This window comes from Promicromonospora kroppenstedtii, from assembly GCF_044389675.1.
GTDB lineage: Bacteria > Actinomycetota > Actinomycetes > Actinomycetales > Cellulomonadaceae > Promicromonospora > Promicromonospora kroppenstedtii.
The window spans coordinates 43,285-69,663 of record NZ_JBIRYI010000024.1; the positions used below are offsets into that span (position 1 = coordinate 43,285).

The 26,379-nt window shown below is 71.2% G+C and carries 22 protein-coding genes; 15 read left to right on the top strand and 7 right to left on the bottom strand.

Annotated features, from left to right (window positions below):
- The first annotated feature begins 74 nt into the window (after positions 1–74).
- The 6 genes from ACH47X_RS25970 (at position 75) to ACH47X_RS25995 (ending at position 9,568) form a co-directional block, all read left to right on the top strand.
- On the top strand, positions 75–3,185 hold the full coding sequence (locus tag ACH47X_RS25970) for a S8 family serine peptidase (RefSeq protein ID WP_397408201.1): 3,111 nt from the start codon (positions 75–77) through the stop codon (positions 3,183–3,185).
- Positions 3,186–3,310: 125 nt separating this feature from the next.
- Complete coding sequence (locus ACH47X_RS25975; RefSeq protein WP_397408203.1) at positions 3,311–4,753, top strand: hypothetical protein; 1,443 nt, start codon at positions 3,311–3,313, stop codon at positions 4,751–4,753.
- Between the two features lie 112 nt (positions 4,754–4,865).
- Entirely contained in the window at positions 4,866–6,341 is a 1,476-nt protein-coding gene (locus ACH47X_RS25980) for a hypothetical protein (RefSeq protein WP_397408205.1), read from the top strand.
- Positions 6,342–6,488: 147 nt separating this feature from the next.
- The gene (locus ACH47X_RS25985) at positions 6,489–7,916 is read left to right on the top strand and encodes a hypothetical protein (RefSeq protein ID WP_397408207.1); all 1,428 of its coding nucleotides are present in this window, start codon (positions 6,489–6,491) and stop codon (positions 7,914–7,916) included.
- Between the two features lie 106 nt (positions 7,917–8,022).
- Complete coding sequence (locus ACH47X_RS25990; RefSeq protein WP_397408209.1) at positions 8,023–8,418, top strand: hypothetical protein; 396 nt, start codon at positions 8,023–8,025, stop codon at positions 8,416–8,418.
- A 10-nt stretch (positions 8,419–8,428) separates the two neighbouring features.
- Complete coding sequence (locus ACH47X_RS25995) at positions 8,429–9,568, top strand: dipeptidase (RefSeq protein WP_397408211.1); 1,140 nt, start codon at positions 8,429–8,431, stop codon at positions 9,566–9,568.
- A gap of 1 nt (position 9,569) precedes the next feature.
- On the opposite strand, the gene ACH47X_RS26000 is transcribed toward ACH47X_RS25995, so the two are convergent.
- Entirely contained in the window at positions 9,570–9,842 is a 273-nt protein-coding gene (locus ACH47X_RS26000) for a hypothetical protein (protein WP_026366117.1), read from the bottom strand.
- Positions 9,843–10,040: 198 nt separating this feature from the next.
- On the bottom strand, positions 10,041–10,583 hold the full coding sequence (locus ACH47X_RS26005; RefSeq protein WP_142040863.1) for a GNAT family N-acetyltransferase: 543 nt from the start codon (positions 10,581–10,583) through the stop codon (positions 10,041–10,043).
- A gap of 149 nt (positions 10,584–10,732) precedes the next feature.
- Here ACH47X_RS26005 and dnaK point away from each other — a divergent pair, with 149 nt between their 5' ends.
- From dnaK to ACH47X_RS26030, 5 genes are all read left to right on the top strand, one after another.
- Entirely contained in the window at positions 10,733–12,598 is a 1,866-nt protein-coding gene (dnaK, locus tag ACH47X_RS26010) for a molecular chaperone DnaK (RefSeq protein ID WP_397408214.1), read from the top strand.
- Positions 12,595–13,260: a nucleotide exchange factor GrpE gene (gene grpE, locus ACH47X_RS26015; protein ID WP_397408216.1), complete on the top strand. Its 666-nt coding sequence runs from the start codon at positions 12,595–12,597 to the stop codon at positions 13,258–13,260. Before dnaK ends, grpE begins: the two co-directional genes overlap by 4 nt.
- A 79-nt stretch (positions 13,261–13,339) precedes the next feature.
- The gene (locus tag ACH47X_RS26020; RefSeq protein WP_397408218.1) at positions 13,340–14,347 is read left to right on the top strand and encodes a DnaJ C-terminal domain-containing protein; all 1,008 of its coding nucleotides are present in this window, start codon (positions 13,340–13,342) and stop codon (positions 14,345–14,347) included.
- Positions 14,348–14,436: 89 nt separating this feature from the next.
- Entirely contained in the window at positions 14,437–14,889 is a 453-nt protein-coding gene (locus ACH47X_RS26025; protein ID WP_397408220.1) for a heat shock protein transcriptional repressor HspR, read from the top strand.
- A gap of 163 nt (positions 14,890–15,052) precedes the next feature.
- Positions 15,053–15,361 (top strand): DUF1540 domain-containing protein, encoded by a 309-nt coding sequence (locus ACH47X_RS26030; protein ID WP_020017795.1) that lies wholly within the window; start codon positions 15,053–15,055, stop codon positions 15,359–15,361.
- A 63-nt stretch (positions 15,362–15,424) separates the two neighbouring features.
- On the opposite strand, the gene ACH47X_RS26035 is transcribed toward ACH47X_RS26030, so the two are convergent.
- Positions 15,425–16,192: a hypothetical protein gene (locus tag ACH47X_RS26035; RefSeq protein ID WP_397408223.1), complete on the bottom strand. Its 768-nt coding sequence runs from the start codon at positions 16,190–16,192 to the stop codon at positions 15,425–15,427.
- Positions 16,193–16,464: 272 nt separating this feature from the next.
- Between ACH47X_RS26035 and ACH47X_RS26040 the strand changes: the two genes are divergently transcribed.
- Positions 16,465–20,007, top strand: coding sequence for a sigma-70 family RNA polymerase sigma factor (locus ACH47X_RS26040; protein ID WP_397408225.1), 3,543 nt, complete (start codon positions 16,465–16,467; stop codon positions 20,005–20,007).
- A gap of 34 nt (positions 20,008–20,041) precedes the next feature.
- Here ACH47X_RS26040 and upp read toward each other — a convergent pair whose 3' ends face one another.
- Positions 20,042–20,677 (bottom strand): uracil phosphoribosyltransferase, encoded by a 636-nt coding sequence (gene upp / locus ACH47X_RS26045; RefSeq protein WP_026366119.1) that lies wholly within the window; start codon positions 20,675–20,677, stop codon positions 20,042–20,044.
- A 168-nt stretch (positions 20,678–20,845) separates the two neighbouring features.
- On the opposite strand from upp, the gene ACH47X_RS26050 reads away from it, so the two are divergent.
- Positions 20,846–21,280: a nucleoside deaminase gene (locus ACH47X_RS26050; RefSeq protein WP_397408236.1), complete on the top strand. Its 435-nt coding sequence runs from the start codon at positions 20,846–20,848 to the stop codon at positions 21,278–21,280.
- Positions 21,281–21,294: 14 nt separating this feature from the next.
- On the opposite strand, the gene ACH47X_RS26055 is transcribed toward ACH47X_RS26050, so the two are convergent.
- Both ACH47X_RS26055 and ACH47X_RS26060 read right to left on the bottom strand, forming a co-directional pair.
- Positions 21,295–21,957 carry a hypothetical protein gene (locus ACH47X_RS26055; RefSeq protein ID WP_397408226.1) on the bottom strand — a complete coding sequence of 221 codons (663 nt, stop codon included), beginning with the start codon at positions 21,955–21,957 and terminating at the stop codon, positions 21,295–21,297.
- A complete protein-coding gene (locus ACH47X_RS26060; protein ID WP_397408228.1) occupies positions 21,948–23,084 on the bottom strand; it encodes an L-histidine N(alpha)-methyltransferase in 1,137 nt (378 codons plus the stop codon). Before ACH47X_RS26060 ends, ACH47X_RS26055 begins: the two co-directional genes overlap by 10 nt.
- A 62-nt stretch (positions 23,085–23,146) precedes the next feature.
- Between ACH47X_RS26060 and ACH47X_RS26065 the strand changes: the two genes are divergently transcribed.
- Positions 23,147–24,082 carry a Sir2 family NAD-dependent protein deacetylase gene (locus ACH47X_RS26065; protein WP_397408229.1) on the top strand — a complete coding sequence of 312 codons (936 nt, stop codon included), beginning with the start codon at positions 23,147–23,149 and terminating at the stop codon, positions 24,080–24,082.
- 3 nt (positions 24,083–24,085) lie between these two features.
- Here ACH47X_RS26065 and ACH47X_RS26070 read toward each other — a convergent pair whose 3' ends face one another.
- Positions 24,086–25,042 carry a transglutaminase domain-containing protein gene (locus tag ACH47X_RS26070; RefSeq protein WP_397408230.1) on the bottom strand — a complete coding sequence of 319 codons (957 nt, stop codon included), beginning with the start codon at positions 25,040–25,042 and terminating at the stop codon, positions 24,086–24,088.
- A 219-nt stretch (positions 25,043–25,261) separates the two neighbouring features.
- Between ACH47X_RS26070 and ACH47X_RS26075 the strand changes: the two genes are divergently transcribed.
- Positions 25,262–26,257 carry an arabinan endo-1,5-alpha-L-arabinosidase gene (locus ACH47X_RS26075; RefSeq protein WP_397408232.1) on the top strand — a complete coding sequence of 332 codons (996 nt, stop codon included), beginning with the start codon at positions 25,262–25,264 and terminating at the stop codon, positions 26,255–26,257.
- The last annotated feature ends 122 nt before the right edge of the window (positions 26,258–26,379 follow it).

The following is a 26,379-nucleotide window of genomic DNA, read 5'->3' on the forward strand; positions in this document are numbered from 1 at the left end:
ATAAATCCTGCCGAGCGCAGGCCCAGTACGTCCGGCACGCCCGGCACGCCCGGGCGCCTCAGTCTGGAGAACCCATGCAGCGACGCATCCGTTATCTGTCCGGAACGCTCGCCTCGGCCACCGCCCTGGCGCTCCTGGTTCCTCCGGCGGCGATCGCCGCGCCGGAACCCGACGGAGAGGCACGTGGCACCGTCGCCGCGACGCCTCTCGACGGCACGGCTGACGTCGTCCCCACTACGGACCCGGCGGACCCGGTCGACCCGGCGGACAAGATCAGCCGCGCCGCGGAGAAGACCTTCGCGGCGCGCGGCACCACCGACTTCTGGCTGCGGTTCGACGAGAAGCCGGACCTGGCACCGGCCGACGGGATCACCGTGTGGTCCGAGCGCGGCCGGTACGTCTACGACGCGCTCACGGCGGCGGCCGAGAAATCCCAGGCGGGCACGATCGCCGAGCTGGAGAAGGCGGGCGCCGAGTACACGTCGTACTGGGCCGCCAACGCGATCCTCGTCGAGGACGGCACGTTCGACCAGGCGGTCGAGCTCGCGGCGGACCGCGATGTCGTCGAGGTCCGCCCCACGGTGCGGTACAGCGCCCCGGAGCCCGTCGAGGTCGCCGACGAGGCCGCCGTCGCCGCGGCCGAGGCGGACGCCCTGACGACGTGGGGCGTCGGTGCCATCAACGCGGACGACATGTGGGCGGAGGGCTTCACGGGTGACGGCGTCGTCGTCGCCAACCTGGACTCGGGCGTCGCCCCGCACAGCGCCCTGTCGGCGAGGTACCGCGGCGCCGGGGCGAGCAACCCGAACGCCTACAACTACTTCTCGGCCGACGGCCTGTACTACCCGCACGACACCAACGCGGTGAGCCACGGCACCCACACCATGGGCACCATGGTGGGCGGCATGGTCGTCCGCAACGAGGTCGAGCGGGCCGTCGGCGTCGCGCCGGGCGCGCAGTGGATCGCCGCAGGGGTCGGGGACGACCTGTCGGACGAGAACCTGGTCGCGGCAGGCCAGTGGCTCCTCGCGCCCTACGACCAGGCCTCCTCGAGTCCGACGCCCGACCCCGCCCGCCGGCCGCACGTGGTCAACAACTCCTGGGGTGCCGAGTTCTCGACGGACCCGTTCATGGAGAACCTGATCACCGCCTGGGAGGCAGCGGGCATCTTCTCCACCTTCTCCAACGGCAACGCCGGTGAGGCAGGCTGCACCTCGGCGGGCAGCCCGGCCTCGCGGCAGGCCAACTACGGCGTCGGCGCGTACGACATGGACGGCGTGATCGCGCCCTTCTCGTCGCGCGGCCCCGGCCAGAGCGGCACCGTCAAGCCGGACATCGCCGCCCCGGGTGTCCACGTGCTGTCGACGACGCGGACCGGGACGGCGTACCTGAACGGCACGTCGATGGCTGCGCCGCACGTCGCGGGCGCGGTCGCGCTGCTCTGGGACGCCGTCCCCGAGCTCGTCGGCGACGTGCCGGCGACTCGGGCGGTTCTCGACGCCTCGGCCCACGACGAGGACGACACGACCTGTGGCGGCACGGCCGACGACAACAACGTGTGGGGCGAGGGCAGGCTCGATGTCCTGGCCGCGTACCGGCTGACCCAGGACGAAGAGGAGTTCGAGTCCACACCCGCCCCGGTCATCTCGGGTGACGACTACCGGGTGGGCGTGCCGCTGACCGTGGCCACCGATGCCTGGACGCCTGCGGCGTCGTTCACCTACCAGTGGCGCCGGGACGGCAGGGCGATCTCCGGCGCCACGGAGACGACCTACACGCCGACCGGCGCCGACGCGGACACACGTCTCACGGTCACCGTCACGGGCACGGCCGACGGCCGTATCCCGACCACCGTGACGAGCGCGGAGACGCGCGAGATCTCCGACGGCCTCCTGGAGCGGTCGACCCCGACGATCAGCGGCACCGTGCGCGTGGGTTCGACGCTCCGGGCGCACGCGGGCTCGTGGACGCCGGGCACCACGTTCACCTACCAGTGGCTGGCGAACAGCGAGGAGATCGAGGGCGCGACAGGGTCCACCTTCACGCCGACCGTGGAGCAGTACGGCGCGCAGCTCACCGTCCAGCTCAACGGCTTCCGGCGGGGCTACCTCCCGACGATCGCAACCAGCGAGGGCAGCTCCCGCGTCGCCCTCGGAGTGATCTCCCAGGCGGCACCAGTGATCGTGGGGGAGGCGACGCCCGGTGCCACACTCACCGTCTCCCGGCCCCCGTCCGTCGCCTCGCCCGTCGCCGACTCCTACCGGTGGCGGCTCGACGGGCAGCCCATCCGGGGTGCCACGAAGAGCACGCTGACCGTGCGGTCCGCCTGGAAGGGGCACCTCCTCACGGTCGGCGTGACCGTGCACCAGTCCGGGTACACGTCCAGGTCCGTCCCGACTCCGAGCGTGCGGGTGGGCGGGAAGTACACGAAGTCTCCGAACCCGGTGATCTCCGGCACCACCCGGGTGGGCTCCACACTCACTGCTACGCGCGGCACGTGGTCGCCCACGCCGTCGTCGTTCTCCTTCCAGTGGTACGCCGACGGCCGGCCGATCTCGGACGCCACCACGTCGAAGTACACGCTGAAGGGCAGCGACTACCAGAAGAAGATCACCGTGACCGTGCGCACCTACCGGGCGGGCTGGGGCACGGTGCTGCGGCGCAGCTCGGCGACCGGCGAGGTGCTGGCGTCGGCCGTGCGGTGGCGGGGTGACGACGAGCGCAACATCTCCGTGGGTTCGAAGGGCCTGACCACGACGACCTACATCGCGCAGGCCGGCTCGGCCGGGTGCAGCTGGCAGCAGAACCAGTTCGGCGGGCCGCTCGGCTCCAGCACGGGATCGGGGCAGCGCATGTTCACCGTGCTGCCCAACGCCACCAACGTCTTCTCGAGCGAGAGCTGCGGCCTCTGGATCAAGTACTACCCCGGGATGGTCAGGACGAGCGAAGCGACCGCCGCGAACGGTGTCTACGTCCTCGGCGACCACATCGAGCGCGGTGTGTACTCCACCTCGGGCCCGGCCGACGCCAACATCCCGTGCGAGTACTTCTTCTACCGGGGCTTCGAGGGCAACGAGGCCGCGGTGATCGGTCACGCCACGGTGTGGGAGCCCACGACCATCACGATGCCGTCGTCCGCGACCGGCTTCGAGACCATCGGCTGCAGCTGGAAGCGCATCGACTGACCGGGTGATCTCCGCGGACTTTCGGGGGCACCGACCGGCTCTGAGGTCTACGTTCTTGGAAAGAGTCCTGCCGAACGCAGGACCAGCGCGCGCACGATCCTGAACGTCCCGAGTAAGGAGTAACCATGCACCCGCTCATACGACGACTCGCCAGGACCCTCGCCTCGGCCACGGCTCTGACGCTCCTCGTGACGCCCGCGGTCGCCGTCGCCGCGCCGGGCATCCCGACCACCGTGGCGAGGGCGGCGATGCCCGCGATCGTCGACGACCCCCCGCTGGAGGCGTCGACGCCGACGATCGACGGCACCCTCCGCGTCGGCTCCACGCTCCGGGCGCTCGCGGGCGACTGGACCTCCGGCACCAGCTTCACCTACCAGTGGTACTCGAACGGTGAGGCGATCAGCGGCGCGACGGGGTTCACCTTCACGCCGACCTGGGAGCACCGTGAGACGAGGCTCTCCGTCCGGCTCGACGGCACCCGGGAGGGTTACACCCCGGTCAGCCGGACCAGCGCGGCCACGTCCCTCATCAACCCGGGGTACATCTCCCAGGGGCTGCCCGTGATCGTCGGCAGCGCGACGCCCGGTGCCACACTGACCGCCACCCGGCCCCCGTCCGTCCCCGCGGACGCCACCCTCTTCTCCTACCGGTGGAGGCTCGACGGGGAGTCCATCCGGGGTGCGAACAAGAGCACGCTGACCATGAGGGAAGCCTGGAGGGGCCATGTCATCACGGTCACCGCGACCGTGGAGAAGTCCGGGTTCTTCGTCGAGAGGGTCACGTCCGCGGGCGCGAGGGTCGGCGGCGCCTATTCGAAGTCCCCGAACCCGGTGATCTCCGGCACCAAGCGCGTGGGTTCCTCGCTCAAGGTCACGCGCGGCACCTGGTCGCCCACGCCGTCGTCGTTCTCCTTCCAGTGGTACGCGGACGGTCAGCGCATCGCCGGGGCCACGAAGTCGGTGTACACGCTGAAGGCCGCCGAGTACGGCAAGAAGATAACCGTGACCGCGCGCTCCTACCGCGCGGGCTACGGCACGGTGCTGCGGCGCAGCGCGGCGACCACTCCGGTGCTGGCGTCAGCCACGCGGTGGGTGGGCGAGGGCGAGCAGGACCTGGCGGTGGGGCCGGACGACGTGCGTGCGACGCTCTACATCGCGCAGGCGCGCTCGGCCGAGTGCGCCTGGAGCCGCAGGGTCGGCACCGAGGTGGTCGGCTCCGGCCTCGGATCGGGCCAGCGCATGTTCAAGGTGATCGACACCGATGACACCGTCCGGGCGAGCGAGAACTGCGGCGTCTGGATCAAGTACTACCCCGGGATGGTCACGACGACCGCAACGACGGCCGCGGACGGCGTCTACGTCATCGACGACCACATCGAGCGCGGTGTGTACACCACCTCCGGCCCGGCTGTCGCGGGTGAGCCGTGCACATACACCTTCTACCGGGGCTTCTACGGCCAGGACGCGGTGATCAGCGAAGGCACCGTGACGGAGCCCACGACCGTCACGATGCCGTCGAACGCCGTCGGGTTCGAGACGGCCGGCTGCAGCTGGACGCGCGTCGGCTGATCCATCGGCGGGGGGCGCCGGGCGCGCGGGGGAGACCCCGCGCTCCCGGCGCGCTGTCGTCTCCAGGGCGCGCGGTCGCGTCGCCCACCAGAACAAGCCCCCAGGAGTAGTCATGTACCCCCACGTACGCCGTCTCTCCAGAGCCGTGGTCTCGGCCGCCGCGCTGACCCTCCTCGTGACGCCCGCGGCCGCCGTCGCCGCGCCCGACGGGAATGCCGACGGAGGCGTCCCGGCCACCGTGACCAGGGCGGAGACGTCCGCGATCGCCGACGTCCCCCTGGAGACATCGCTTCCGACGCTCGACAGCACCCACCCCCGGGTGGGCTCGACCCTGCGAGCACTCGCGGGCTCGTGGACGTCGGGCACCCAGTTCACCTATCAGTGGTTCGCGAGCGGCGAGGCGATCAGCGGCGCGACGAGGTCCACCTTCACGCCGACCGCGGCGCAGCTCGGCAAGAGGCTCTGGGTCCGGCTCGACGGTTCCCGGGACGGCTACCTTCCGGCGAGCCGGGCCAGCGAGCCCTCGCTCGGCGTCGTCTCTCCGGGGTCCATCTCCCAGGGGCGGCCGGTGATCGTCGGCAACGCGACACCCGGTGCCACGCTGACCGTCGCCCGGCCGCCGGCCGCCCCCGCGCCCGACTCCGTCTCCTACCGGTGGCGGCTCGACGGTGAGTCCATCCGGGGCGCGACCCGGAGCGAGCTGACCATGAGGTCCGAGTGGAGGGGCCACGACATCACCGTCAGCGCGACCGTGGAGAAGACCGGCTACGTCGCCAAGACCGTCAGGTCTGCAGGGGCCCGGGTCGGGGGCGCGTACACGAGGACGCCGAGGCCGGTGATCTCGGGCACCAAGCGGGTGGGTTCCACGCTCACGGTGACGCGCGGCACCTGGTCGCCGACGCCGTCGTCGTTCTCCTTCCAGTGGTACGCGGACGGCCGGCCGATCTCCGGGGCCACGACGTCGAGGTACACGCTGAAGGGCACCGACTACAAGAAGGAGATCACCGTGTCCGCGCGTTCCTACCGGGCGGGCTACGGCACGGTGCTGCGGCGCAGTGCGGCGACGAACGAGGTGCTGGCGTCGGCCGTGCGGTGGGAGGATGTCGGGTCCTTCCTGCCTGTGGGGCCGGGCGGTGTAGCTCCCGCGATCTACATCGCGCAGGCGGACCTCCCACACGGCTGCTACTGGGAGCGCTACGTTTCCCCCGACACAACCGCCGACTGGAGCGGCTCCAGCAACGGATTCGGCCAGCGTTTGTTCGAGGTGCTCGACATCGACAACAGAGTCGGGGCGATGCCGGGCTGCGGCGTCTGGATCAAGTACTACCCGGGGATGGTCAGGACCAACGACGCGACTGCCGCGCACGGTGTCTACGTCCTTGGCGACCACCTCGAGCGCGGTGTGTACTCCACCTCCGGTCCGTCTGTCGGCGGGGAGTCGTGCAGGTACACCTTCTACACGGGCTTCTACGGCAGCGAGAGCGCGGAGATCGGTGGAGGCTCCGTGACGGAGGCCACGACCATCACGATGCCGGAGAACGCAGTCGGTTTCGAGACGCGCTACTGCAGCTGGAAGCGCATCGGCTGATCACCTGCTGCCGGTGCCATGCCGGAACGCCCGGGTGATTTCGGGGATTCCGACCGGCTGGCTGGGCTACTTTCTTGACAGGAGTCCTGCCAGTTGCAGGGCCCAGCGCGCCTGGGCAGCCTGGGCGCACCAGCCCCGGGAGCAACCATGCATCCAGTCGTACGACGGTTCTCCAGAGCCCTGGCCTCGGCCGCCGCTGTGGCCCTCCTCGTGACACCCGCGGTCGCCTTCGCCGCGCCTGACGTCCCCCTGGAGTCGTCCACCCCGACGATCGACCCGAATATCAGCGAACTGGTCCAGGTGGGCGCGACGCTCAAGGCGCACGCGGGTACGTGGACCTCCGGCACCACCTTCACCTACCAGTGGTACGCGGACGGCGTGCCGATCAGCGGCGCGACCGAGTTCGACTTCAGACCGACCGTGGCGGAGCGCGCCAAGCGACTCACCGTCCGGCTCGAGGGCTCCCGGGAGGGCTACACCTCGGTGAGCCGGACCAGCGGGCCCACGGACGCCGTCGAATGGGGGAGGTTCTCCCAGGCGCCCCCGAGGATCCTCGGCGTCGCGACGCCCGGTGCCACGCTGACCGCCTTCCGGCCGTCGGCCGTGCCCGCGCCCGACTCCGTCGAGTACCGGTGGTGGCTCGACGGGGAGCGCATCCGGGGCGCGACGCGGACCACACTGACCGTCAGGCCCGAGTGGAGAGGTCGCGCTCTCTCGGTCAGGGTGTACCTGACGAAACCCGGGTACCTGGGGCGGCTGGTCCCGCCGTCCGCGGGCGTGCGGGTCGGGGGTGCGTACTCGAAGTCCCCGGCCCCGGTGATCTCCGGCACCAAGCGCGTGGGTTCCACGCTCACGGTGACGCGCGGCACCTGGTCGCCGACGCCGTCGTCGTTCTCCTTCCAGTGGTACGCCGATGGCCGGCCGATCTCCGGGGCCACCACGTCGAAGTACACGCTGACAGGCGCCGACTACAAGAAGCAGATCACCGTGATCGTGCGCACCTACCGGGCGGGCTACGGCACCGTGGCGCGGCGCAGCGCGGCAACCAACGAGGTGCTCGCGTCGGCCGTACGGTGGCAGGCCGACGATCTCGGCGAACCGATCTATGTGGGGGAGGAACCGACCGGCGTGGTCCCGACGACCTACATCGCGCAGTCGGGCCCCACCAGCGTGTGCGTCTGGGAGCGCCGGCGAAGCGACGGGACCGAGATCGCCCAGGACGTGGGATCGGGCCAGCGCATGTTCACGGTTCTTCCCATCGACTACTCGGTATACACGAACCACCAGTGCGGCGTCTGGATCAAGTACTACCCAGGGATGGTCAGGACGAGCCACTCGACGGCCCCGGACGGCGTCTACGTCCTGGGCGACCACCTCGAGCGCGGCACGTACTCCACGACCGGTCCGGTCGTCGCCGGCGAGCCGTGCACCTACACCTTCTACGAGGGCTTCTACGGCGAACCTGCCGTGGTCAGCCGCGGCGTGGTGACGGAGCCCACGAGCATCCGCCTGGGTGGCTCCGGGCACCTGGCCGGGTTCGCGACCACCGGCTGCAGCTGGCAGTGGATCGACTGACCGTCCCGCCCGCAACGCGTCAGACGTGCAGGTCACCCCGGTGATCTGCACGTCTGACACGTTTCCCGGTACTGGGTACTCTGGCGTCCGGCGACCTGGAGGCACCTTGTCCGATGCTTGGCACCCCGACATCAGGCGTGAGCTGCTCCCCGGACCGTCCGAGGTCGTGCTGTCCAACTGGTCCCTCGCCTGCACGCTGACCGGGATCGGCGCGGCGGTCGTCGTCCTCGCCGTGCTGTTCGTGGAACCGATGCTCTGGGTCTGGGCGCTCGCGCCCGCCGCGGTCGCCGTCGCCTGCATCGCGGCGGGCGGATTCCTGGACAGCGCGGCCGCGGCGCGGCAGGCGGACGAGGCACGGGCCGGGTACACGACCGTCCTGACGGAGTCGGCCGACCTCGACTTCGTGGACGACCGGACGGCGCGGCTGGTGCGCCGAGCGGGGGAGCCGCTCACGGTCCACGAGGTTCGACTCCGGCTCAGGCGCGTCCGGGAGGCGCGGTAGCGTCGCCCGCATGACGACCGCAGACCGCATCACCGCGCTCCTCCAGAAGCACCCCGTCTGGGACGGGCACAACGACCTCCCGTGGGAGCTGCGCGAGCAGTCGTCCTACGACCTGGACGCGGTCGACATCGCGCAGCGGCTCACCACCACCCACACCGACCTGCCGCGCCTGCGCGACGGCGGCGTCGGCGCCCAGTTCTGGTCGGTCTACGTGCCTTCCACGCTCCAGGGCGGCGCCGCCGTGACGGCTACGCTCGAGCAGATCGACTGCGTGCACCGCATGGTCGAGAAGTACCCGGACAGCCTGCGGCTCGCCCGGACCGCCGCCGACGTCGAGCAGGCGTGGAGCGAGGGCCGCATCGCGAGCCTGATGGGCGCCGAGGGCGGCCACTCCATCGACGAGTCCCTGGGAGTGCTGCGCATGCTCCGCGCGCTCGGCGTGCGCTACATGACCCTCACCCACAACGACAACGTGCCGTGGGCGGACTCCGCCACCGATGCCGAGGTGCTGGGCGGCCTCTCGCCGTTCGGCGAGGACGTGGTGCGCGAGATGAACCGCATCGGCATGCTGGTGGACCTCTCGCACACCTCGGCTGGCACCATGCGTCACGCGCTGCGGGTCACGTCGGCCCCGGTCATCTTCAGCCACTCCAGCGCCCGCGCCGTCTGCGACGTCCCGCGCAACGTGCCCGACGACGTCCTCGGCGCCCTCGCGGCCAACGGCGGCGTCTGCATGGTGACCTTCGTGCCGCAGTTCGTCTCGCCCGCCGTCGCCCAGTGGCGGGCCGAGGGGGCCGAGGCCGCCGCGGCCGAGGGCATCAGGAATACCGACCTCGCCGCGTTCGAGCCGTTCATGGCGCGCTGGCGCGCCGACCACCCGCAGCCGCCCAGCACGCTGTCCGACGTCGTGGCGCACGTCGAGCACGTGCGCGAGGTCGCCGGCGTCGACCACGTGGGTCTCGGCGGGGACTACGACGGCACGCCGAACCTGCCCGAGGGGCTGGAGGACGTGACGGGCTACCCCCGGCTCCTCGCGGCACTGGCCGACAAGGGCTGGTCGGACGCCGACCTCGGCAAGCTCACCAGCGGCAACGTGCTGCGGGTGCTCCGGGATGCCGAGCAGGTGGCGGCCCGGGCCGCCGAGGGCTGACTCAGCTGGGGAGCTGAACCACCTTGCGCTGGAAGCCCAGGGCCACCTTCTGCAGGGACTCCAGCGGCTCCTGCTCGTTGTGGTAGCTGATCTGCCGCAGCATCGACCCGGACGACGCGAGCAGCGCGACGATCACGTCGCGTGCGTCCTCGCGCGTCTCGAGCGCCTCCTGCAGCAGGTCCTGGACGTGAGGTGATCTGAGGCCGTCTTCTTCGGGATCGAGCAGCGCTGTCAGGAGCGCGATCGACAACGAGCTCCCGTGGATGCTTGCCATGGTGGTCTCCCCCGGTCGGGGCCCGGGAGTCCCGGGCATCAGGCACCCGCGGGCTGGCCCGCGGGGTACTCGTCCGATGCCCCACCCCCTGTGGCCTCGGCCGTGCACCCTTGTGTACCGCAGGTCAGGGCGTCGCGCCTGTTGACAGGGGCGAAATAGTCTCGATCGTGCCGCGTGGCGAAAGATCCGCCGGCCGCTTCAGCCGTGCAGGATGAGCTGGAAGACGACGTGGTCCTGCCACTCGCCGGCGATCTTGAGGTAGCTGGGCGCGAACCCGATCCGCTCGAACCCGACGTGCGTCAGCACGGCCTGGGAGGCCGTGTTGTGCGGCAGCGTAGCCGCCTGCAGGCGGTGCAGGCCGAGCTCGTCCCGGGAGTGGGCCACCATCGCCCCGACGGCCCGGGTCATCAGCCCGCGCCCGGTGAACCCGGCGTCCAGCCAGTAGCCGAGGTGCCCGTTCTCGAAGGCCCCGTGCACGACGTCGGTGAGGTTCAGGCGGCCCACGATCCGCCCGTCGGACTCGAGCACGGTGTGGAGCGCGCGGCCGGTCGAGTTGTCCAGGACCTGGGTCCACAGCCGCTCCCGGTGCCAGTCCGCGGTGTAGAACTCCGCGGGCCGCTCGGGCTCCCAGGGCGCGAGGTGCTCGCGGTTGCGGACGTAGGCGTCGGCGAGCGCGTCGGCGTCGTCCTTGCTGAGCTCGCGCAGCGTGACGTCGTCCGTCAGGAGGGTCTCGAAGGGCATGGCGTCACGATAATCCCGCCGGGAACTATTTCGCCCCCGCCGTAGTTGAGTGAAGTAGGCTCAACTTTACGAGCGTCAGCTTGCTTCCTCGCGAGCTCCGGCTTAAGTTGAGTGCAGCAGACTCAATCTGTCGTAGGAAGGCAGTAGACATGGCACGCGCAGTAGGTATCGACCTCGGAACGACGAACTCGGTGGTGGCGGTCCTCGAGGGTGGGGAGCCCACCGTCATCGCCAACGCGGAGGGCTCGCGGACCACCCCCTCGGTGGTCGCGTTCTCCAAGACCGGCGAGGTCCTGGTCGGTGAGGTAGCCAAGCGGCAGGCCGTCACCAACGTGGACCGCACCATCTCCTCGGTCAAGCGCCACATGGGCACCGACTGGACCGTCGACATCGACGACAAGAAGTACACCGCGCAGGAGATCTCGGCCCGCATCCTGGGCAAGCTCAAGCGTGACGCCGAGGAGTACCTGGGCGAGCCCGTCACCGAGGCCGTCATCACGGTCCCGGCGTACTTCAACGACGCCGAGCGCCAGGCGACCAAGGACGCCGGCCAGATCGCCGGCCTCGACGTCAAGCGCATCGTCAACGAGCCCACCGCGGCCGCCCTCGCCTACGGCCTGGAGAAGGGCAAGGAGGACGAGCTCATCCTCGTCTTCGACCTCGGTGGCGGTACGTTCGACGTCTCCCTGCTCGAGGTGGGCAAGGACGAGGACGACTTCTCGACCATCCAGGTGCGCGCCACCTCCGGTGACAACCGCCTCGGCGGTGACGACTGGGACCAGCGCGTCGTGGAGCACCTGATCAAGCAGGTGAAGAACTCCTCGGGCGTCGACCTGTCGAAGGACAAGATCGCGCTGCAGCGCCTCCGTGAGGCCGCCGAGCAGGCCAAGAAGGAGCTCTCGTCCGCGACGAGCACCAACATCTCGATGCAGTACCTGTCGATGAGCGAGAACGGCCCCATCCACCTGGACGAGAAGCTCACGCGAGCTCAGTTCCAGCAGATGACGCAGGACCTCATCGACCGCACCAAGGCGCCGTTCCACGCCGTGATCCGTGACGCCGGCATCTCGGTCTCCGACATCGACCACGTGGTCCTCGTGGGTGGTTCCACCCGCATGCCCGCGGTGACCGAGGTCGTCAAGGAGCTCACCGGCGGCCGCGAGCCCAACAAGGGCGTGAACCCGGACGAGGTCGTCGCCGTCGGCGCCGTGCTGCAGGCCGGTGTCATCTCCGGTGACCGCAAGGACGTCCTGCTGATCGACGTCACCCCGCTGTCCCTCGGTATCGAGACCAAGGGTGGCGTGATGACCAAGCTCATCGAGCGCAACACCGCGATCCCGACCAAGCGGAGCGAGGTCTTCTCCACGGCCGACGACAACCAGCCGTCCGTGGCGATCCAGGTGTTCCAGGGCGAGCGCGAGTTCACCCGCGACAACAAGCCGCTGGGCGTCTTCGAGCTCACCGGCATCGCGCCGGCTCCGCGTGGCGTGCCGCAGATCGAGGTCACCTTCGACATCGACGCGAACGGCATCGTGCACGTGTCCGCCAAGGACCGCGGTACGGGCATGGAGCAGTCGATGAAGATCACGGGCGGCTCCGCGCTCCCCAAGGACGACATCGACCGCATGGTCAAGGACGCCGAGCTGCACGCCGAGGAGGACAAGAAGCGGCGCGAGGAGGCGGACACCCGCAACCAGGCCGAGGCCTTCGCGTACTCCATGGAGAAGCAGATCGCGGACAACCGCGACAAGCTCCCGGCCGAGGTCGTCACCGAGGTCGAGGCGGACATCGCCGCCGTGAAGTCCGCGCTGGAGGGCGAGGACCCCGACGCCGTGAAGAGCTCGTACGAGAAGCTCGGCGCGTCGTCGCAGAAGATCGGCGAGGCCCTGTACGCGGCCGAGCAGCCCGCGGCGCAGGGTGCCGACGGCGCCCCGCAGGCGGCGAACGCCCAGTCCGCCAAGGACGAGGACGTCGTGGACGCCGAGATCGTGGACGACGAGGACGAGCGCAAGTGACGGACGAGCACCAGCAGGGACCCCCCGAGCCCGAGGGCTCGGGGGAGCACCCCTTCCAGTTCACGGACAAGCGCAAGGTGAACGCCTCCGGCGACGAGGCGCGACCGGCCGAGCCCGCTCCGGCGGACGACGCCGCGGACGAGCCCGCCGCGTCTCCCGCTCAGGGGGACGCGTCGGGCGACCCGCTGGCCGGCCTGGACTTCGAGCCCTCGGGTGACGCCGCAGAGGCGTCCGAGGTGCTCAAGGCCAAGGCGGAGGCGGCGGAACACCTGGACGCCCTGCAGCGCGAGCGGGCCAGCTTCACGAACTACCGCAACCGGGCGCTGCGCGACCAGGAGGCCGCGCGCAACCGGGGCGTGCAGGACGTGCTCGCGGCCCTGCTGCCCGTGCTCGACGACGTCGAGCGCGCCAAGCAGCACGGCGAGCTGAGCGGTGCCATGGCCGCGATCGCCGAGAAGCTCGACCAGAGCCTGCAGAAGTTCGGCGTCGAGCGGTTCGGCAAGGTGGGGGAGGAGTTCGACCCCAACCTGCACGAGGCGCTCATGCACTCGACCGACGCGGACGCGACGGCAGCCACGGTGAACCTCGTGGTCGAGCCCGGGTACAAGATCGGCGACAAGGTGGTCCGGGCGGCACGCGTGGGCGTCGTCGGACCGGAGTAGTAGCCCCCGGTGGTCGAGCTTGTCGGGGCCCAGGTCTCGACGAGCCCGACCACCGGTATCGACGCGGAAGTGAGGTGCCATGACCGGTCAGGACTGGATGGAGAAGGACTTCTACGCCGTGCTGGGCGTGTCCAAGGACGCCGACGACGCCGCCGTGAAGAAGGCCTACCGCAAGCTCGCGCGCCAGTACCACCCCGACCAGAACCAGGGGAACGCGGCGGCGGAGTCCAAGTTCAAGGAGATCGGCGAGGCCTATGCGGTGCTCTCCGACCCGGAGCAGCGCCGCCAGTACGACGCCGTGCGCGCCATGGCGGGCGGCGCCCGCTTCTCGGCGGGTGCCGGCGGTGCCGGTGCCGGCGGGTTCGAGGACATCATGGGCGCCATGTTCGGCGGCGCCCAGGGTGGCGGCCGAGGCGGGCCGCGCGTCCGCTACACCCAGGGCGGCAACGCCGGCGCGGGCTTCGAGGACATCCTCGGCTCGATGTTCGGCGGTGGCCGCACGGCCTACGGCCAGGGCACGACCGGCTACGCGGCGCCGACGGCGGGGGCTGACGTCGTCGCCCAGGTCACGCTGCCGTTCCGGGCGGCGGTGGAGGGCACGACGGCCGAGCTCGAGGTCAACGGCCGCACCATCACCGCGCGCATCCCGGCGGGAATCAACGACGGCAAGAAGATCCGCCTGCGCGGCAAGGGCCGCCCGGGGGTCGCCGGCGGCCCGGCGGGTGACCTCGTGGTCACCGTGCACGTCACGCCGCACCCGGTATGGACCCTGGACGGCGTGGACCTGCGCATGACCGTGCCCGTCACGTTCGCGGAGGCCGCGCTCGGCACGACGCTGGAGGTGCCCACCCTGGACGGCGGCACCGTGCGGCTCAAGGTGCCGGCGGGGACGCCGTCGGGCCGGGCGCTGCGCGTCAAGGGCCGTGGTGTCCAGACGGCCAAGGCGACCGGCGACCTGCTCGTCACCGTGCAGGTGGCCGTGCCGCAGAAGCTCAGCAGAAAGGCCAAGCAGGCGCTCGAGACCTTCGCCGCCGAGAACGACGGCGAGGACGTGCGCGCAGGCCTGGTCGCGCGGGCGGCAGAATGACGCCGGTGCGGTGAGGCATATGCCCCACCGCACCGCAATTCGGTAACCTGCCCGCACGCAGACGCACAAAAGAGACTTCGGAGGAGCACATGGTCGACGACGACACGCCCGTGCTCACCGTGTCCAAGGCCGCGGAGCTCGCGGGCATGCACCCGCAGACGCTGCGCCAGTACGACCGCCTCGGGCTGGTGGTCCCCCGGCGCACCCGCGGCCGCGGCCGCCGCTACTCACGCCGCGACGTGGCGCGCCTGCTCCAGGTGCAGCGCCTCGCCCAGGGCGAGGGCATCAATCTCGCCGGGATCAAGCGCATCCTCGACCTGGAGGCGCACGTCTCCGTGCTCGAGGAACGCCTCGGTGACCTGCTCATGCGGGTCCAGGAGGAGAGCCGCGTCTTTGCTGCCGGGCCCGCAGCGGGCGACGTCGTGGTGGTGCAGCGTGGCCAGCGCGTCCGGAGCGCCGCCATGCGCGTGGACCTGGAGCATCGCGCCGTCGGCGGGGGAGCCGTCGTGCTGTGGCGCCCGGCCCCGCGCCGCGAGGAGTAGCTGCCCCCGAGGCCAGCGCGACATTTCAGCAATGCAATTCTTTCGTTAATCGTGAATGGTGCCGGAATGTAGGTAAGGCATTCCTCAGCTCTGTGCGATCTGTCATTCAGGAATACGATCGACGCATTCCGCAGAAGTGACGCACGGAGCGAGGAGAGCTGCCATGAGCACGCTGATGGAAATGCCCGAGGTCGTGGAGTGCTCGGTCGACGGCTGCGGCTACAACCACGAGCACGGCTGTCACGCCGGCGCCGTCACGATCGGCGGGCACACGGGCGACGCGGCCTGCGCCACGTTCATCCCGCTCAGCACCAAGGGCGGCCTGGAGAAGGTCATCGCGCACGTGGGTGCCTGCCAGCGCGGCGAGTGCACGCACAACGACAACCTGGAGTGCAACGCCCCGTCGATCCGCGTGGGCCCCGGCCCCGAGGACCCGGCCCACGCCGACTGCCTCACCTTCGAGGAGAGCTGAGCAGAGCTGGCCGGGGCGCTACGTCGGGCCCCGGCCAGTTCACTCGGGAGTGTGTGGCGGCGCTCAGCGCGCCAGGTGGTCCAGCAGGAGCAGTGCGTCCGCATGTGTTCCGGGCAGGCGCTCGACCCAGACCCGCGTGGGCCGGCGTACCTCGGTGGCCAGGCCCAGCACCTCGGCGTTGCGCTCGACGACGCGGCGCAGCGACTGGCCGAGCTCCGCCGTCGTCGGGCCCCGCTCGCAGAGCACCACGAACGTGCCGTCGCCGATCGCGGCCATCGGATGGCCCTCGCCGAACACCTGGTGCAGGGTGCGGCCGATCGCGGCGGAGCGGGCGAGCCGCTGCCACGTGTCGAGGCTGTCCAGGCCGACGTCGAGCACCAGCAGGCAGTGGGTGTCCCCGGCAGCGGTGCCGGTCCGCTGCGCGGTGCCGTAGGTCTCGCGCAGCCGCTCGCCCAGGTACTCACCCGTGGGCAGACCGGTCGAGGGATCGTGCGTGGCGATCTGGTAAGGCACGCGCTCGCGCTCCCCGACCCAGCCGATCGCGGCGGCCCGCAGTGCGCCGACGTCGGTGGGGCGCCCGAAGGCGGCGTAGAGGCAGGCGACGTCGTCCAGTGCCTCGGTGATCCCAGCTCCTACTCCGGCGCGCGCCGCACCGAGCCGTTCGGCGGGGGCGATTACGCCCCGGCCCTCGGCCAGTGCCTCTGCTAGCGCCTCAGCGGCGGGGTGCTCCCAGTCGTTCGGCCGGATCCAAACCGACGCCAGACTCGTAGCTCGCCACCGCTCGCGCAGGTCGTGCACACGCACCCGCGCCTCCTGCTGTGCCTCGCTCATGATGAAGGGACCCTCACGGGGATACATCATGACGCACCTTCGGGGGCGATGTACCGGACTTCACCCGGTCGTCACCCAGGAATGTGGAATTCCACCCCCTAAATCGTCCACTTGGCTCTATAGTCGTGGCAGAACGGCGACAGTCAACCGCACCGCGGCCACCGCGAGAGTCTGGGTAGACGTTGAGGCAAGTCGAGAGCAGCACCGGTGAAACCCCTAGCGACGCGGAACTGATCCTGCAGGTCAGGTCAGGTGACCGCGATGCTTTTGGCGTGCTCTACGAGCGCCACTCGGCAGCCGCTCGGGCCCTCGCCCGCCAGTACGTCTCGGCCGCGGACGCGGAGGACGTCGTCGCCGACGCCTTCAGCAAGCTGTTCGAGATGCTGCGCCGCGGGGTCGGTCCCGACGCCGGCTTCCGGCCCTACCTGTACACGATGGTCCGCCACCGGTCGTTCGACGTCTCGCGTGGCGCCGCGCGCACGCGCCCCAGCACCGACGACGAGATCGAGTCCGTGCTCGGCCGCGTGGCCTCCAAGGACGACCCCGCGCTCGAGGGCTTCGAGCGCAGCGTGATCGCCAAGGCCTACGTCGACCTGCCGGAGCGCTGGCGCGAGGTGCTCTGGTACGTACTCGTCGACGAGCTCAAGCCCGCCCAGGTCGCGCCGGTGCTGGGCCTGAGCCCCAACGGCGTGTCCGCCCTGCTCTACCGCGCCAAGGAGGCACTGCGGGCGGGGTACCTGCAGCAGCACCTGAGCCACTCGCCGTCGGACACCTGCCGCACCGTCAACCCGCTGCTCGGCGGGTACGTGCGCGCGAGCCTGTCCAAGCGCGAGACCGCGAAGATCGACGAGCACCTCTCGACCTGCGCCACCTGCAGCGCCCTGGTGCTCGAGCTGCACGACGTGGCGCACGGCATGAAGACCGTTATCGCCCCGCTCGTGCTCGGCGCGGGCGGCCTCGCGCTGGTCGGCGCGGGCGCTCCGATCGGTGGCCTGGTCATCGCGGGTGCGGCCAAGGCCGGCGCCGTCGCGGGCGGCGCGCAGACCGCGACCACCGTGGGCGCGGCCTCGACCAGCTCGTTCTCCGGCGCGATGTCCTCCGCGGTCTCCGGCTCGGCGGGCGCAGTCGCGTCCGCCGCGGCTGCCGCCACGGGTGGGAGCGTGGCCGCAGGCGCGCTCGCCGTCGCAGCGGTCGGCCTGGTCGCGGCGCTGCAGATCACCGCGCCGCCCGAGGCCGAGACATTCATCGACACCGTGATCGCCACGCACGACGGCCGGGAGCTGCCGGGCGGCGGCACCGAGGGCGTCCGGGACGGCGGCGACGTCCCGCAGCCCACCGACCTGGTCCCCAGCGCGGAGACCGCCTACCTCACGGTGAACTACGCCGACGCCGGCCAGCCGCTGACCCCGCGCGAGTCCCAGGACCTGACGTTCACGGTGGAGAACACGGGCAAGGCCGCTGCGACGGGCGCGCAGATGGAGGTCACCCTGCCGGCCGGGCTCGCCGCGACGAAGCCGGCCGGGTCCTTCGGCACGGGCGTCGGCACCGGCCGCCTGGTCTCCGCGACCGAGTCGACGACGGCGACTGCGACCCCGGCGCCGCAGGTCACGCCCACGCCGGGCAGCACCTCCGACACCAAGGCCGATGCCGACGCGTCGGTGAGCTCGCCCACCGGCGAGGTGCCGACCTCGCCGAGCGCCTCGCCCAGCGGGTCCGCCACGGAGGGCCCCCAGCCCGCGGCCGCGGTCCCCTGCATGCCGACGGAGCAGGCGAACGTGCTGCTCTGCTCGATCGGTGAGCTCGCGCCGGGCGCATCACGCACCGTGGTCACGTCCGTGCAGGCCAACGCCGGGGGCGACTACCCCGTGAGCACCAAGGTCTGGGCCGACGGTCTCCAGGCGATGAGCGTGGACCTGCCGGGCCGCACCGTGGCGCCGTTCGGCCAGGAGCTGTCGGCGCAGACCACGGACGTGTCGCTCGCCAGCCCCGGTTCCGCCTCGCTGCCCGTCTCCCTGGTCAGCACCGGTGACCGCCCCGTGGCGGCCGGTGGCTGGGCGGTGGCCGTGTCGCTGCCCGACGGCGTGCGTCCTGCGTCCACGCAGTCCCAGCTCACGTGCGCGGCCGGCGAGATGCCGAACGCCTGGCTCTGCAAGCCGCTCGACGCCGCCTACGCGTCCTCCGTGTCGCTCGAACCGGGTGCGACCGTCGACGTGCCGCTGAACATCACCACCGCTACCGAGGCGGCGAAGTCGGCGCAGCCGGCCGAGCTCGGGGTGGTGAACGTCCGGCCGGTCCTCGACGGGGCCGCCCGCTCGTCCTCCGCGACGCTCGTCGCGACCTCGGCCTGGGCCAACGCCTCCGCGGGCGTGGGCACCATCACCGCGTCCTGCTACGCCGAGGGCGGCGTGGACAAGGCCGACGCGATGGTGACCGGCACCTACCGGAACACGACCGACCGCACGGTCCGGGTCACCCTGCAGGCGGCCGGGAACAGCGAGTCGAACGGCAAGGACGTCGCGCCGGGCGAGTCCGTGGAGATCGCCGTGCACGACGGCATGCGCGTGCCGGCCGGCCAGGCCGTCTTCGTGCTGGCCACGTCGGTGGACGGCAACACGTACGAGACCCGCGTCGGTGCCGGTGACCACCGCGCGGCCGACTGCTACAAGCCCGCGTGGGACGTCGAGACGACCGCCGAGATCGCCAACGTCGGCGGCACGGTGGGCGTCCGGGCCACGATCACCAACACGACGAACGAGTCGTTGTTCGTCGTGATGTCCGTGCCCGTGGGCGACGGCGCGGTCACGTCGGTCAAGCGGCCGGTGGCGGCGGGCGGCACGGTGGACCTCTCGGTGGACACCAAGCGCTCGCACATGCCGGAGGGCGAGGCCACGTTCCACCTCACGCGTGAGGTGGCGGACGCCGACGGTGACCTGGCCGCCGAGCCGATCGCCCCCGCCACCAACCCGACGGAGCGCTTCGGGGCAGGGAACATCGAACCGGCCCTGGGCGACCGGCCCCTGTCGGCGGGCGAATGCCTGTTCGATGTCGAGAAGGACCAGTCGGTGCAGACCTTCCAGGTCACCGCGGACAACACCGCCTCGAACCTGAACGTGCGGTTCCACGTCGGGGACATCACCCGCACCGTCGCCCCGGGGACCACCGAGGTGATCGAGTTCCCGGTTACCTGGGGCACCGACACCGTGACCGTGATCGCGGGCGGGCAGACGTTCGGACCGCTGGACGTCCGGTTCAAGTCCTGCGCCGAGGTCACCTGGCCGGCGAAGGAGCAGCTCGACGTGACGACCGTGGCCGAGTGCGTCGGCCAGGACGTGCAGATCAAGGCGACGGTGGACAACCGGACCGGGCGGGACTGGACCGGGCTGCTGATCCACGACGGAACGGGTGAGCAGAGCCAGGAGCAGCAGGTCCCGGCCGGGGCGACGACGTTCGAGCTCGACCAACAGCCCTTGTTCAGCCTCGACAGCAACGTCACGGTGCGGCTGACCCGCGTCGTGGAGGGCAGGTCGTTCACCGTGGAGCGCTCGTTCGCCGTCCAGGGCAAGCAGTGCGTGCTGCCCGAGCCGACCTGCGAGCCCGAGGCGAGCGGGGAGGCCACGCCCGGCGCGGAGCCGTCGGCGGGGACGGACCAGACGGGTGCCACCGAGCCGTCGGCGGCCGCGGGGCGGACGACGGCCGACCAGGCGGTGGCCTGGACCCCCATCGTGATGCCGGCGCCCACGGACAGCACGTGGCGGCGCCTGATGCGCCTCGACAACACCGAGGACCCCTGCGATACCCAGGCATCGAAGGCCTGACGCGCGGGCCGGGCACCAGGCCCGGCCCCTGGCGTCAGACGATGCCGTACAGCCGGTCCCCGGCGTCGCCCAGGCCGGGCACGATGTAGGCCTTCTCGTTGAGGCGCTCGTCCACGGCCGCGACCACGACGGACAGGTTGGCGCGGTCGCCCACGTGCTCCTCCAGCAGGGCGATGCCCTCCGGGGCGGCCAGCAGGCACACCGCGGTGACCTCGCGCGCGCCGCGCTCCAGCACGTAGTCGATCGCCGCGACCAGCGTGCCGCCCGTGGCGAGCATCGGGTCGATCAGGAACACGTGCCGGCCCGTCAGGTCGTCGGGCAGGCGGTTGGCGTAGGTGACGGCCTTGAACGTCTCCTCGTCACGCACGAGGCCGAGGAAGCCGACCTCCGCCGTCGGCAGCAGGCGGCTCATGCCGTCCAGCATGCCCAGGCCGGCGCGCAGGATCGGCACCACGAGCGGCGGCGGCGACGCGAGGCGGGTGCCGGTCATGGTGGTGATCGGCGTCTTCACCTCGTGCGGCTCGGTGGCGATCTCGCGGGTGGCCTCGTAAGCCAGGAGGGTGACCAGCTCGTCCACCAGCAGGCGGAAGGTGGGCGAGTCCGTGGTCTCGTCCCGCAGGACGGTGAGCTTGTGGGCCACCAGGGGGTGATCGACGACGTGAAGGCGCATGGGGGCAACGCTACCGGGCGACCGTACGCCCCGATGGTGCGGAGGCCCGGAAAGTCGCCAGTCCCACACTCCGCCGCGTTGTCGGACCCGCAGGTCACTAGGGTGACCTGTGTGTCCGACACCGCAAGCCTGAGCGCCGCCGAGCGCCGCGCCCACTGGGACCGGTGGATGGGCGTCGCGCTCGACGAGGCCCGCCTCGCCCTCGACACCGGCGACGTGCCGGTCGGCGCCCTGGTGCTCGACGACGAGGGCCGGGTGATCGGCGTCGGGCACAACGAGCGGGAGGCGACCGGGGACCCCACCGCGCACGCCGAGGTGCTCGCCATGCGTGCCGCGGCAGCGGCCCGCGGCGAGTGGCGCCTGACCGGCTGCACCCTCGTGGTGACCCTGGAGCCCTGCCCCATGTGCGCCGGGGCGCTGGTGCAGTCCCGGGTGCGGCGGCTGGTCCTGGGCGCGTGGGACCCCAAGGCGGGGGCCACCGGATCGGTCTGGGACCTGGTGCGCGACCAGCGCGCGCTGCACGAGGTCGAGGTGCTCGGCGGGTTCCGCGAGGACGAGTGCGGCGCGCTGCTCCGTGCGTTCTTCGAGGCCCGGCGCGGCTGAGCGTCGGACCCGGGTCAGACCTGCGGCAGGGCCGCGTGCAGCTGGTCGAGCAGCGTGCGCAGGCGCAACAGGTAGAGCCGCTCGTTGGCCAGGCTGGACATGTTCGCGACGGCGTCCGGCCGCTCCTGGTACTTGACGATCATGAGCTCGAACTCGGTGAGGTCCCGGCGCCAGTTGTACCCCTGGACCCGCTCGCGCCAGCGGTGCAGCTTCTCCACCAGCGCGCTGTCCGGAGCCCGGCTGAGCACGCCGGAGGCCAGCGCCACGTCGACCGCCGAGAGCGCCAGCCGGGGGCTCACCGAGAGCGCCCGGTCGCCGCCGGTCCGGAGCCCGGCGAGCCGGCGCTCCACGATCACCCGGTTCTGCCGCAGCTCGAAGATCACCGAGGCGACCAGCTCCGAGCGGCGCTCCGTCTCGGCGTTCTGCCGCTCCACGACGAGGCCGGTGACGCCCGCCAGCAGGGTCAGCGAGTTGACCCACGGTTCCCACTCGGGGCCGATGCCGAGGATCCACAGGATGCCCAGCACGAACGCGACCGCCAGCAGGGTGTAGGTCACGGCGGCGACGGTCACACGCCGTCGTCGGGCCCAGCGCCGGTCCGACCACGCCCCCGCGACCCGGCGCCGCGCCAGGCGCACGCGCGCCCGGACCGCTCGTGCCGCCCGGGTCACTTCCATACGTCGAACGCGGGCAGGGGCGTCGGCGCGTTCTCGTCGGGCGCCAGGAGGCGCAGCTCGAGCCCGAACGGGTTCTGCCGCCGCGCGTACCGGAAGCGTTCCCGCTGCACGTGGGTGGTCCGCAGGCCGGCGTCGGCGACCAGCTGGTCGATCCGCTCGGTCGTGTACTTGCGCGTCGTGTAGAGGCGGATGGTGTCCAGCGGCTTGAGGTGCACCGGCCGGCTGCCGGGGATGGCCATGCGGAGCGTCTCGCTGCCGACGTTCTGCCAGAACACCTTCAGCAGGATGCTCTCGTCGTCGACCGCCCCGGTGAACCGGACCTGCTCCAGGTCGATCTTGAGGTCGGTGTTGTAACGGACGGCACTCGCCACGAACTCCACGAACCCGCGGGTCTGGCGGTACTCGGCCTCGGCGGCGTGGACGGCGTCCCCGGCCAGGCTCTCCGTGGTGGCGAACTCGACGAGCATCCGGTCCTGCGGGCGCAGCACCTTGGCGATGCCGTCGAGGAACTCCGCGTCGTCGTCGAAGTTGGCGACCGTGTTGCCGACGAGCGAGAAGAGGATCGCCTCGTCGCCCACGAGGCGGTCCAGGAACTGCTTGAGCTCCTCGAGGTTGCCGTCCAGCGACAGGTCGATCTGCAGGCCCAGCGACCGGTCCAGGGGAAAGTGCGCGTCACGGACGGCGGTGCGCGACCCGGTCCGGAGCATCTCGGCGCTCATGTCGACCGGGACGTAGAGCATGGACGGGTTGGCCCGGTGCATCGTCTCCAGGAACATGCCGTCCTTGGCCCCGGTGCCGACGCCGAGGCTCACCAGGTGCACGCACTCGTCCGTGACCAGCGGCGAGATGGTGCGCCACTGCCGGCGGAACATCTCGGTGCCGACCTTGATCACCATGTACGTCGGGTCGTTGGAGGCGTTGGACCAGGCGATCGTCGGGCCGATGCCCCAGTACGCGTACCCGGACGGGACCCGCTTGCCGTCGCCGGACGTCGAGTGGCCGTCGTCGAGGTAATGGGCGAGGGTAGCGAGCTTGTCCGACTGGTCCTCGCCGACCAGGGTCACGGACCAGGCGAAGTCGTCGCCCGCGAGGGTGCTGTCGATCCTTGAAATCGCTGAGTCGCCCACGCGGTCCCCTCATGCTCCGGTGCAAGGAGACCCCAGGCTAGCGGCCCGCACGGCCGTGCGAAATGGAACACACCTCGGGTGCGGCGGGCCGACGTCGGCATACCCTCGTAAGCGTGTTCCCTCAAGCTCGCCCCACCACGTGGGAGCCCCAGCGCGTCGAGGTCGCCCGTACCACCGTGGACGACGCCGTGGACGTGCTCTCGGGCCTCCGGTTCACCGCACTCACGGGCGCCGGGATCTCGACCGACTCCGGCATCCCCGACTACCGCGGCCCCGACTCCCCGCCGCGCAACCCGATGACGTACCAGCAGTTCGTGGGCGACGAGGAGTTCCGTCGGCACTACTGGGCGCGCAACCACGTGGGCTGGCAGCACGTGGACCGCACCGCGCCGAACGCCGGGCACCGGGCGCTCGTCGAGCTCGAGGAGCGCGCGCTGCTGACCGGGATCATCACGCAGAACGTGGACCTCCTGCACGAGGACGCGGGCTCCCGCAACGTCATCGACCTGCACGGACGCTACGACCGCGTGATCTGCCTGACCTGCGGCCGGGTGATCTCCCGGACCCACCTCGCCGAGCGGCTCACCGAGCTCAACCCCGGCTTCCTCGAGTCCGTGGGCGACGTCGCGGACGTCGAGATCGCGCCCGACGCCGACGCCGTCATCGAGTCGACCGCGCACTTCAAGCCGGCGCCCTGCGAGTTCTGCGGGGGCGTGCTCAAGCCCGAGATCGTCTACTTCGGCGAGAACGTGCCGCGGGAGCGGGTGGACCGGGCGTTCGCGCTGGTCGACTCCGCCGACGCGCTGCTCGTCGCCGGCTCGTCGCTGACGGTGATGAGCGGGCTCCGGTTCGTGCGGCACGCAGCGGAGGCGGGCAAGCCGGTCGTGATCGTCAACCGCGGCATCACCCGCGGCGACAAGTACGCGACCGTCAAGATCGACTCGGGTACGAGCGACGTCCTGACCGAGCTGGTCCGCCGCCTGCCGCCGCGGGCCTAGCAGCTAGCGGACCGTGAGGTCCGTGATGCCGCCGTGGCCCGTCGGCGACAGCGTGAGCACGCGGTTGCCCGGGTGCAGCCGCGAGTCCCCGTGGTAGAGCTCGGCGAGCTGGTCGGCCGCCTCACCGTCCCCGGAGTCTGCGGCCACGAGCAGGTAGGCGAGCTCGTCGGCGACGGCGTCGAACTCGGCGTCGGACATCTCGGCGCCCGGCAGACCGGCGTCCTGGACCCACGTCGCCGCCTGGCCGCCCGCGGCCTCACGGACGTACGAGGTGCCCAGCTCCGGGCCCCACAGGTCCCAGAGCAGCAGCTCGTCACGGTGCCGGTGCGCCACCTCGTACAGCACGTAGTAGCGGACGAAGTCCTTGCCGTGCAGGAAGGGCACCTCAGCCGTCACGCCGAAGGTTGCGGGGTCGGCGGTCCCGGCGCGGATCGCGAGCCACGCCTCGGCCGCCGTGACGAACGGCGAGTCCGGTCCCGTCGGCATGTCGTGCACGTCGAAGTCGAAGTCCTGCTGGTCCAGCTCGGGGTCGAACCGCAGCCAGCGCTTCCCGTCCCAGCGTTCACCGACCACGTGGTCGGCGTTCCAGCCGGGCGTGAAGTACGTGGCGAAGCCGATCCGGGACCGCGCCGGCACGTCGTGCGTGCGCAGCACGCCCAGCGACAGGAGTGTGTGGTCGCGGCAGCAGCCGGCCACCTGCTGCGCCTGCGTACGCGGCCCGTCCAGCGGTGCGCGCAGCTCCGCGGCGTCCAGGATGGAGGTCAGCCAGCGCCGGTCGGGGTCGCTCTTCTGCGCCTCGGTCAGCGCGGGGCCGCCGGCGCGGTAGTGGACCACGGCCGAGCAGACGAACTGGTGCAGTGCCTCCGGGTCGGTACTCAGCTCGGTGAAGTATCCGGTGTGGTTTCCGGGGTTCGAGTACGGACTGTGGTCCGAGTAGTCGAAGAGCGTGGGCGCGGGCATCGGTGTCCTCCCTCAGCGGTGTCGGGAACACTACCCCGCGACCCGGGACATTTCACAGGCCGTACGACGGACCCGGGCTACCTCTTGACGCGCGAATTCACCCACCTCCACACTGTTCTACAACCTTGTAGAAGCCGGAGCGACGATGATCCGGCAGCGACTGTGAGCGTTCACAGTCACTGCTCCGTCGGGTCCGGCACGTACCGGACGGAGGCAACGATGCACCAGTTCCGCGCACGTCCCACCCGCAGCGCCCGGCGCCGACAGACAGCCGTCGCGCTGCTCGTCGCCGCAGGGCTCGCGATCGCCTCGGCGGCTCCCGCCGCGACGGCGGCCTACCCCGACCCCGGCGTCGTCACCGGGAGCACGGGTGTGCACGACCCGGAGGTGGCCAAGTCGCCCGGCGGCAACTACCTGCTCGCCCACACGGGCGCCGGGATCACCCTGAAGACGTCGACGGACCGCACCCGCTGGAACGACGCCGGGGCCGTGTTCCCGAACGGTGCACCCTGGGCGCACTCGTACACGAACGGCAGCGACCACCTCTGGGCGCCCGACATCACCTACGTCAACGGCCGCTACTACCTGTACTACTCGGCGTCGACCTTCGGCTCGAACCACTCCGGCATCTTTCTCGCCACGAGCACCACGGGCGCGCAGGGGTCGTGGACCAACCAGGGCCTCGTCATCGAGTCGAACACGTCGGACGGCTTCAACGCGATCGACCCGAACCTCGTCATCGACCAGTCCGGCCGCTGGTACCTCAGCTTCGGGTCCTTCTGGTCGGGCATCAAGATGATCACGCTCGACTCCTCGACGGGCCTGCGGTCAGGGTCCGAGCTCCGGAGCATCGCCGGCCGGGGCGGCGGTGCCATCGAGGCACCGACCATCCACTACCGCAACGGCTACTACTACCTGTTCGTCTCGTTCGACGTCTGCTGCCAGGGTGCGAGCAGCACGTACCGCGTGATGGTGGGCCGATCGACGTCGGTCACGGGGCCCTACGTGGACCGCGCCGGGACGGCCATGACGTCGGGCGGCGGTACCGAGATCCTGGCCGGCCACGGGAGCATCCACGGGCCCGGCCACCAGGCGGTGCTCCCGGACAGCGACGCCGATGCGCTCTTCTACCACTACTACACCGACAGCGGGGCCTCGAGGCTGGGCATCAACCTCCTGGGCTACGACTCCGCGGGCTGGCCGTACGTCTACTGAGTCGGCACCTCGACGTGGGAGACGCTCAGGGGACCCGCAATACCCGAGCGGGTGTCACGTCAGTACCGCGAGGTCAGGGCTGGGCACCCCGACCGCGGGCCCCCCGCGCCACGCCCCCCGCC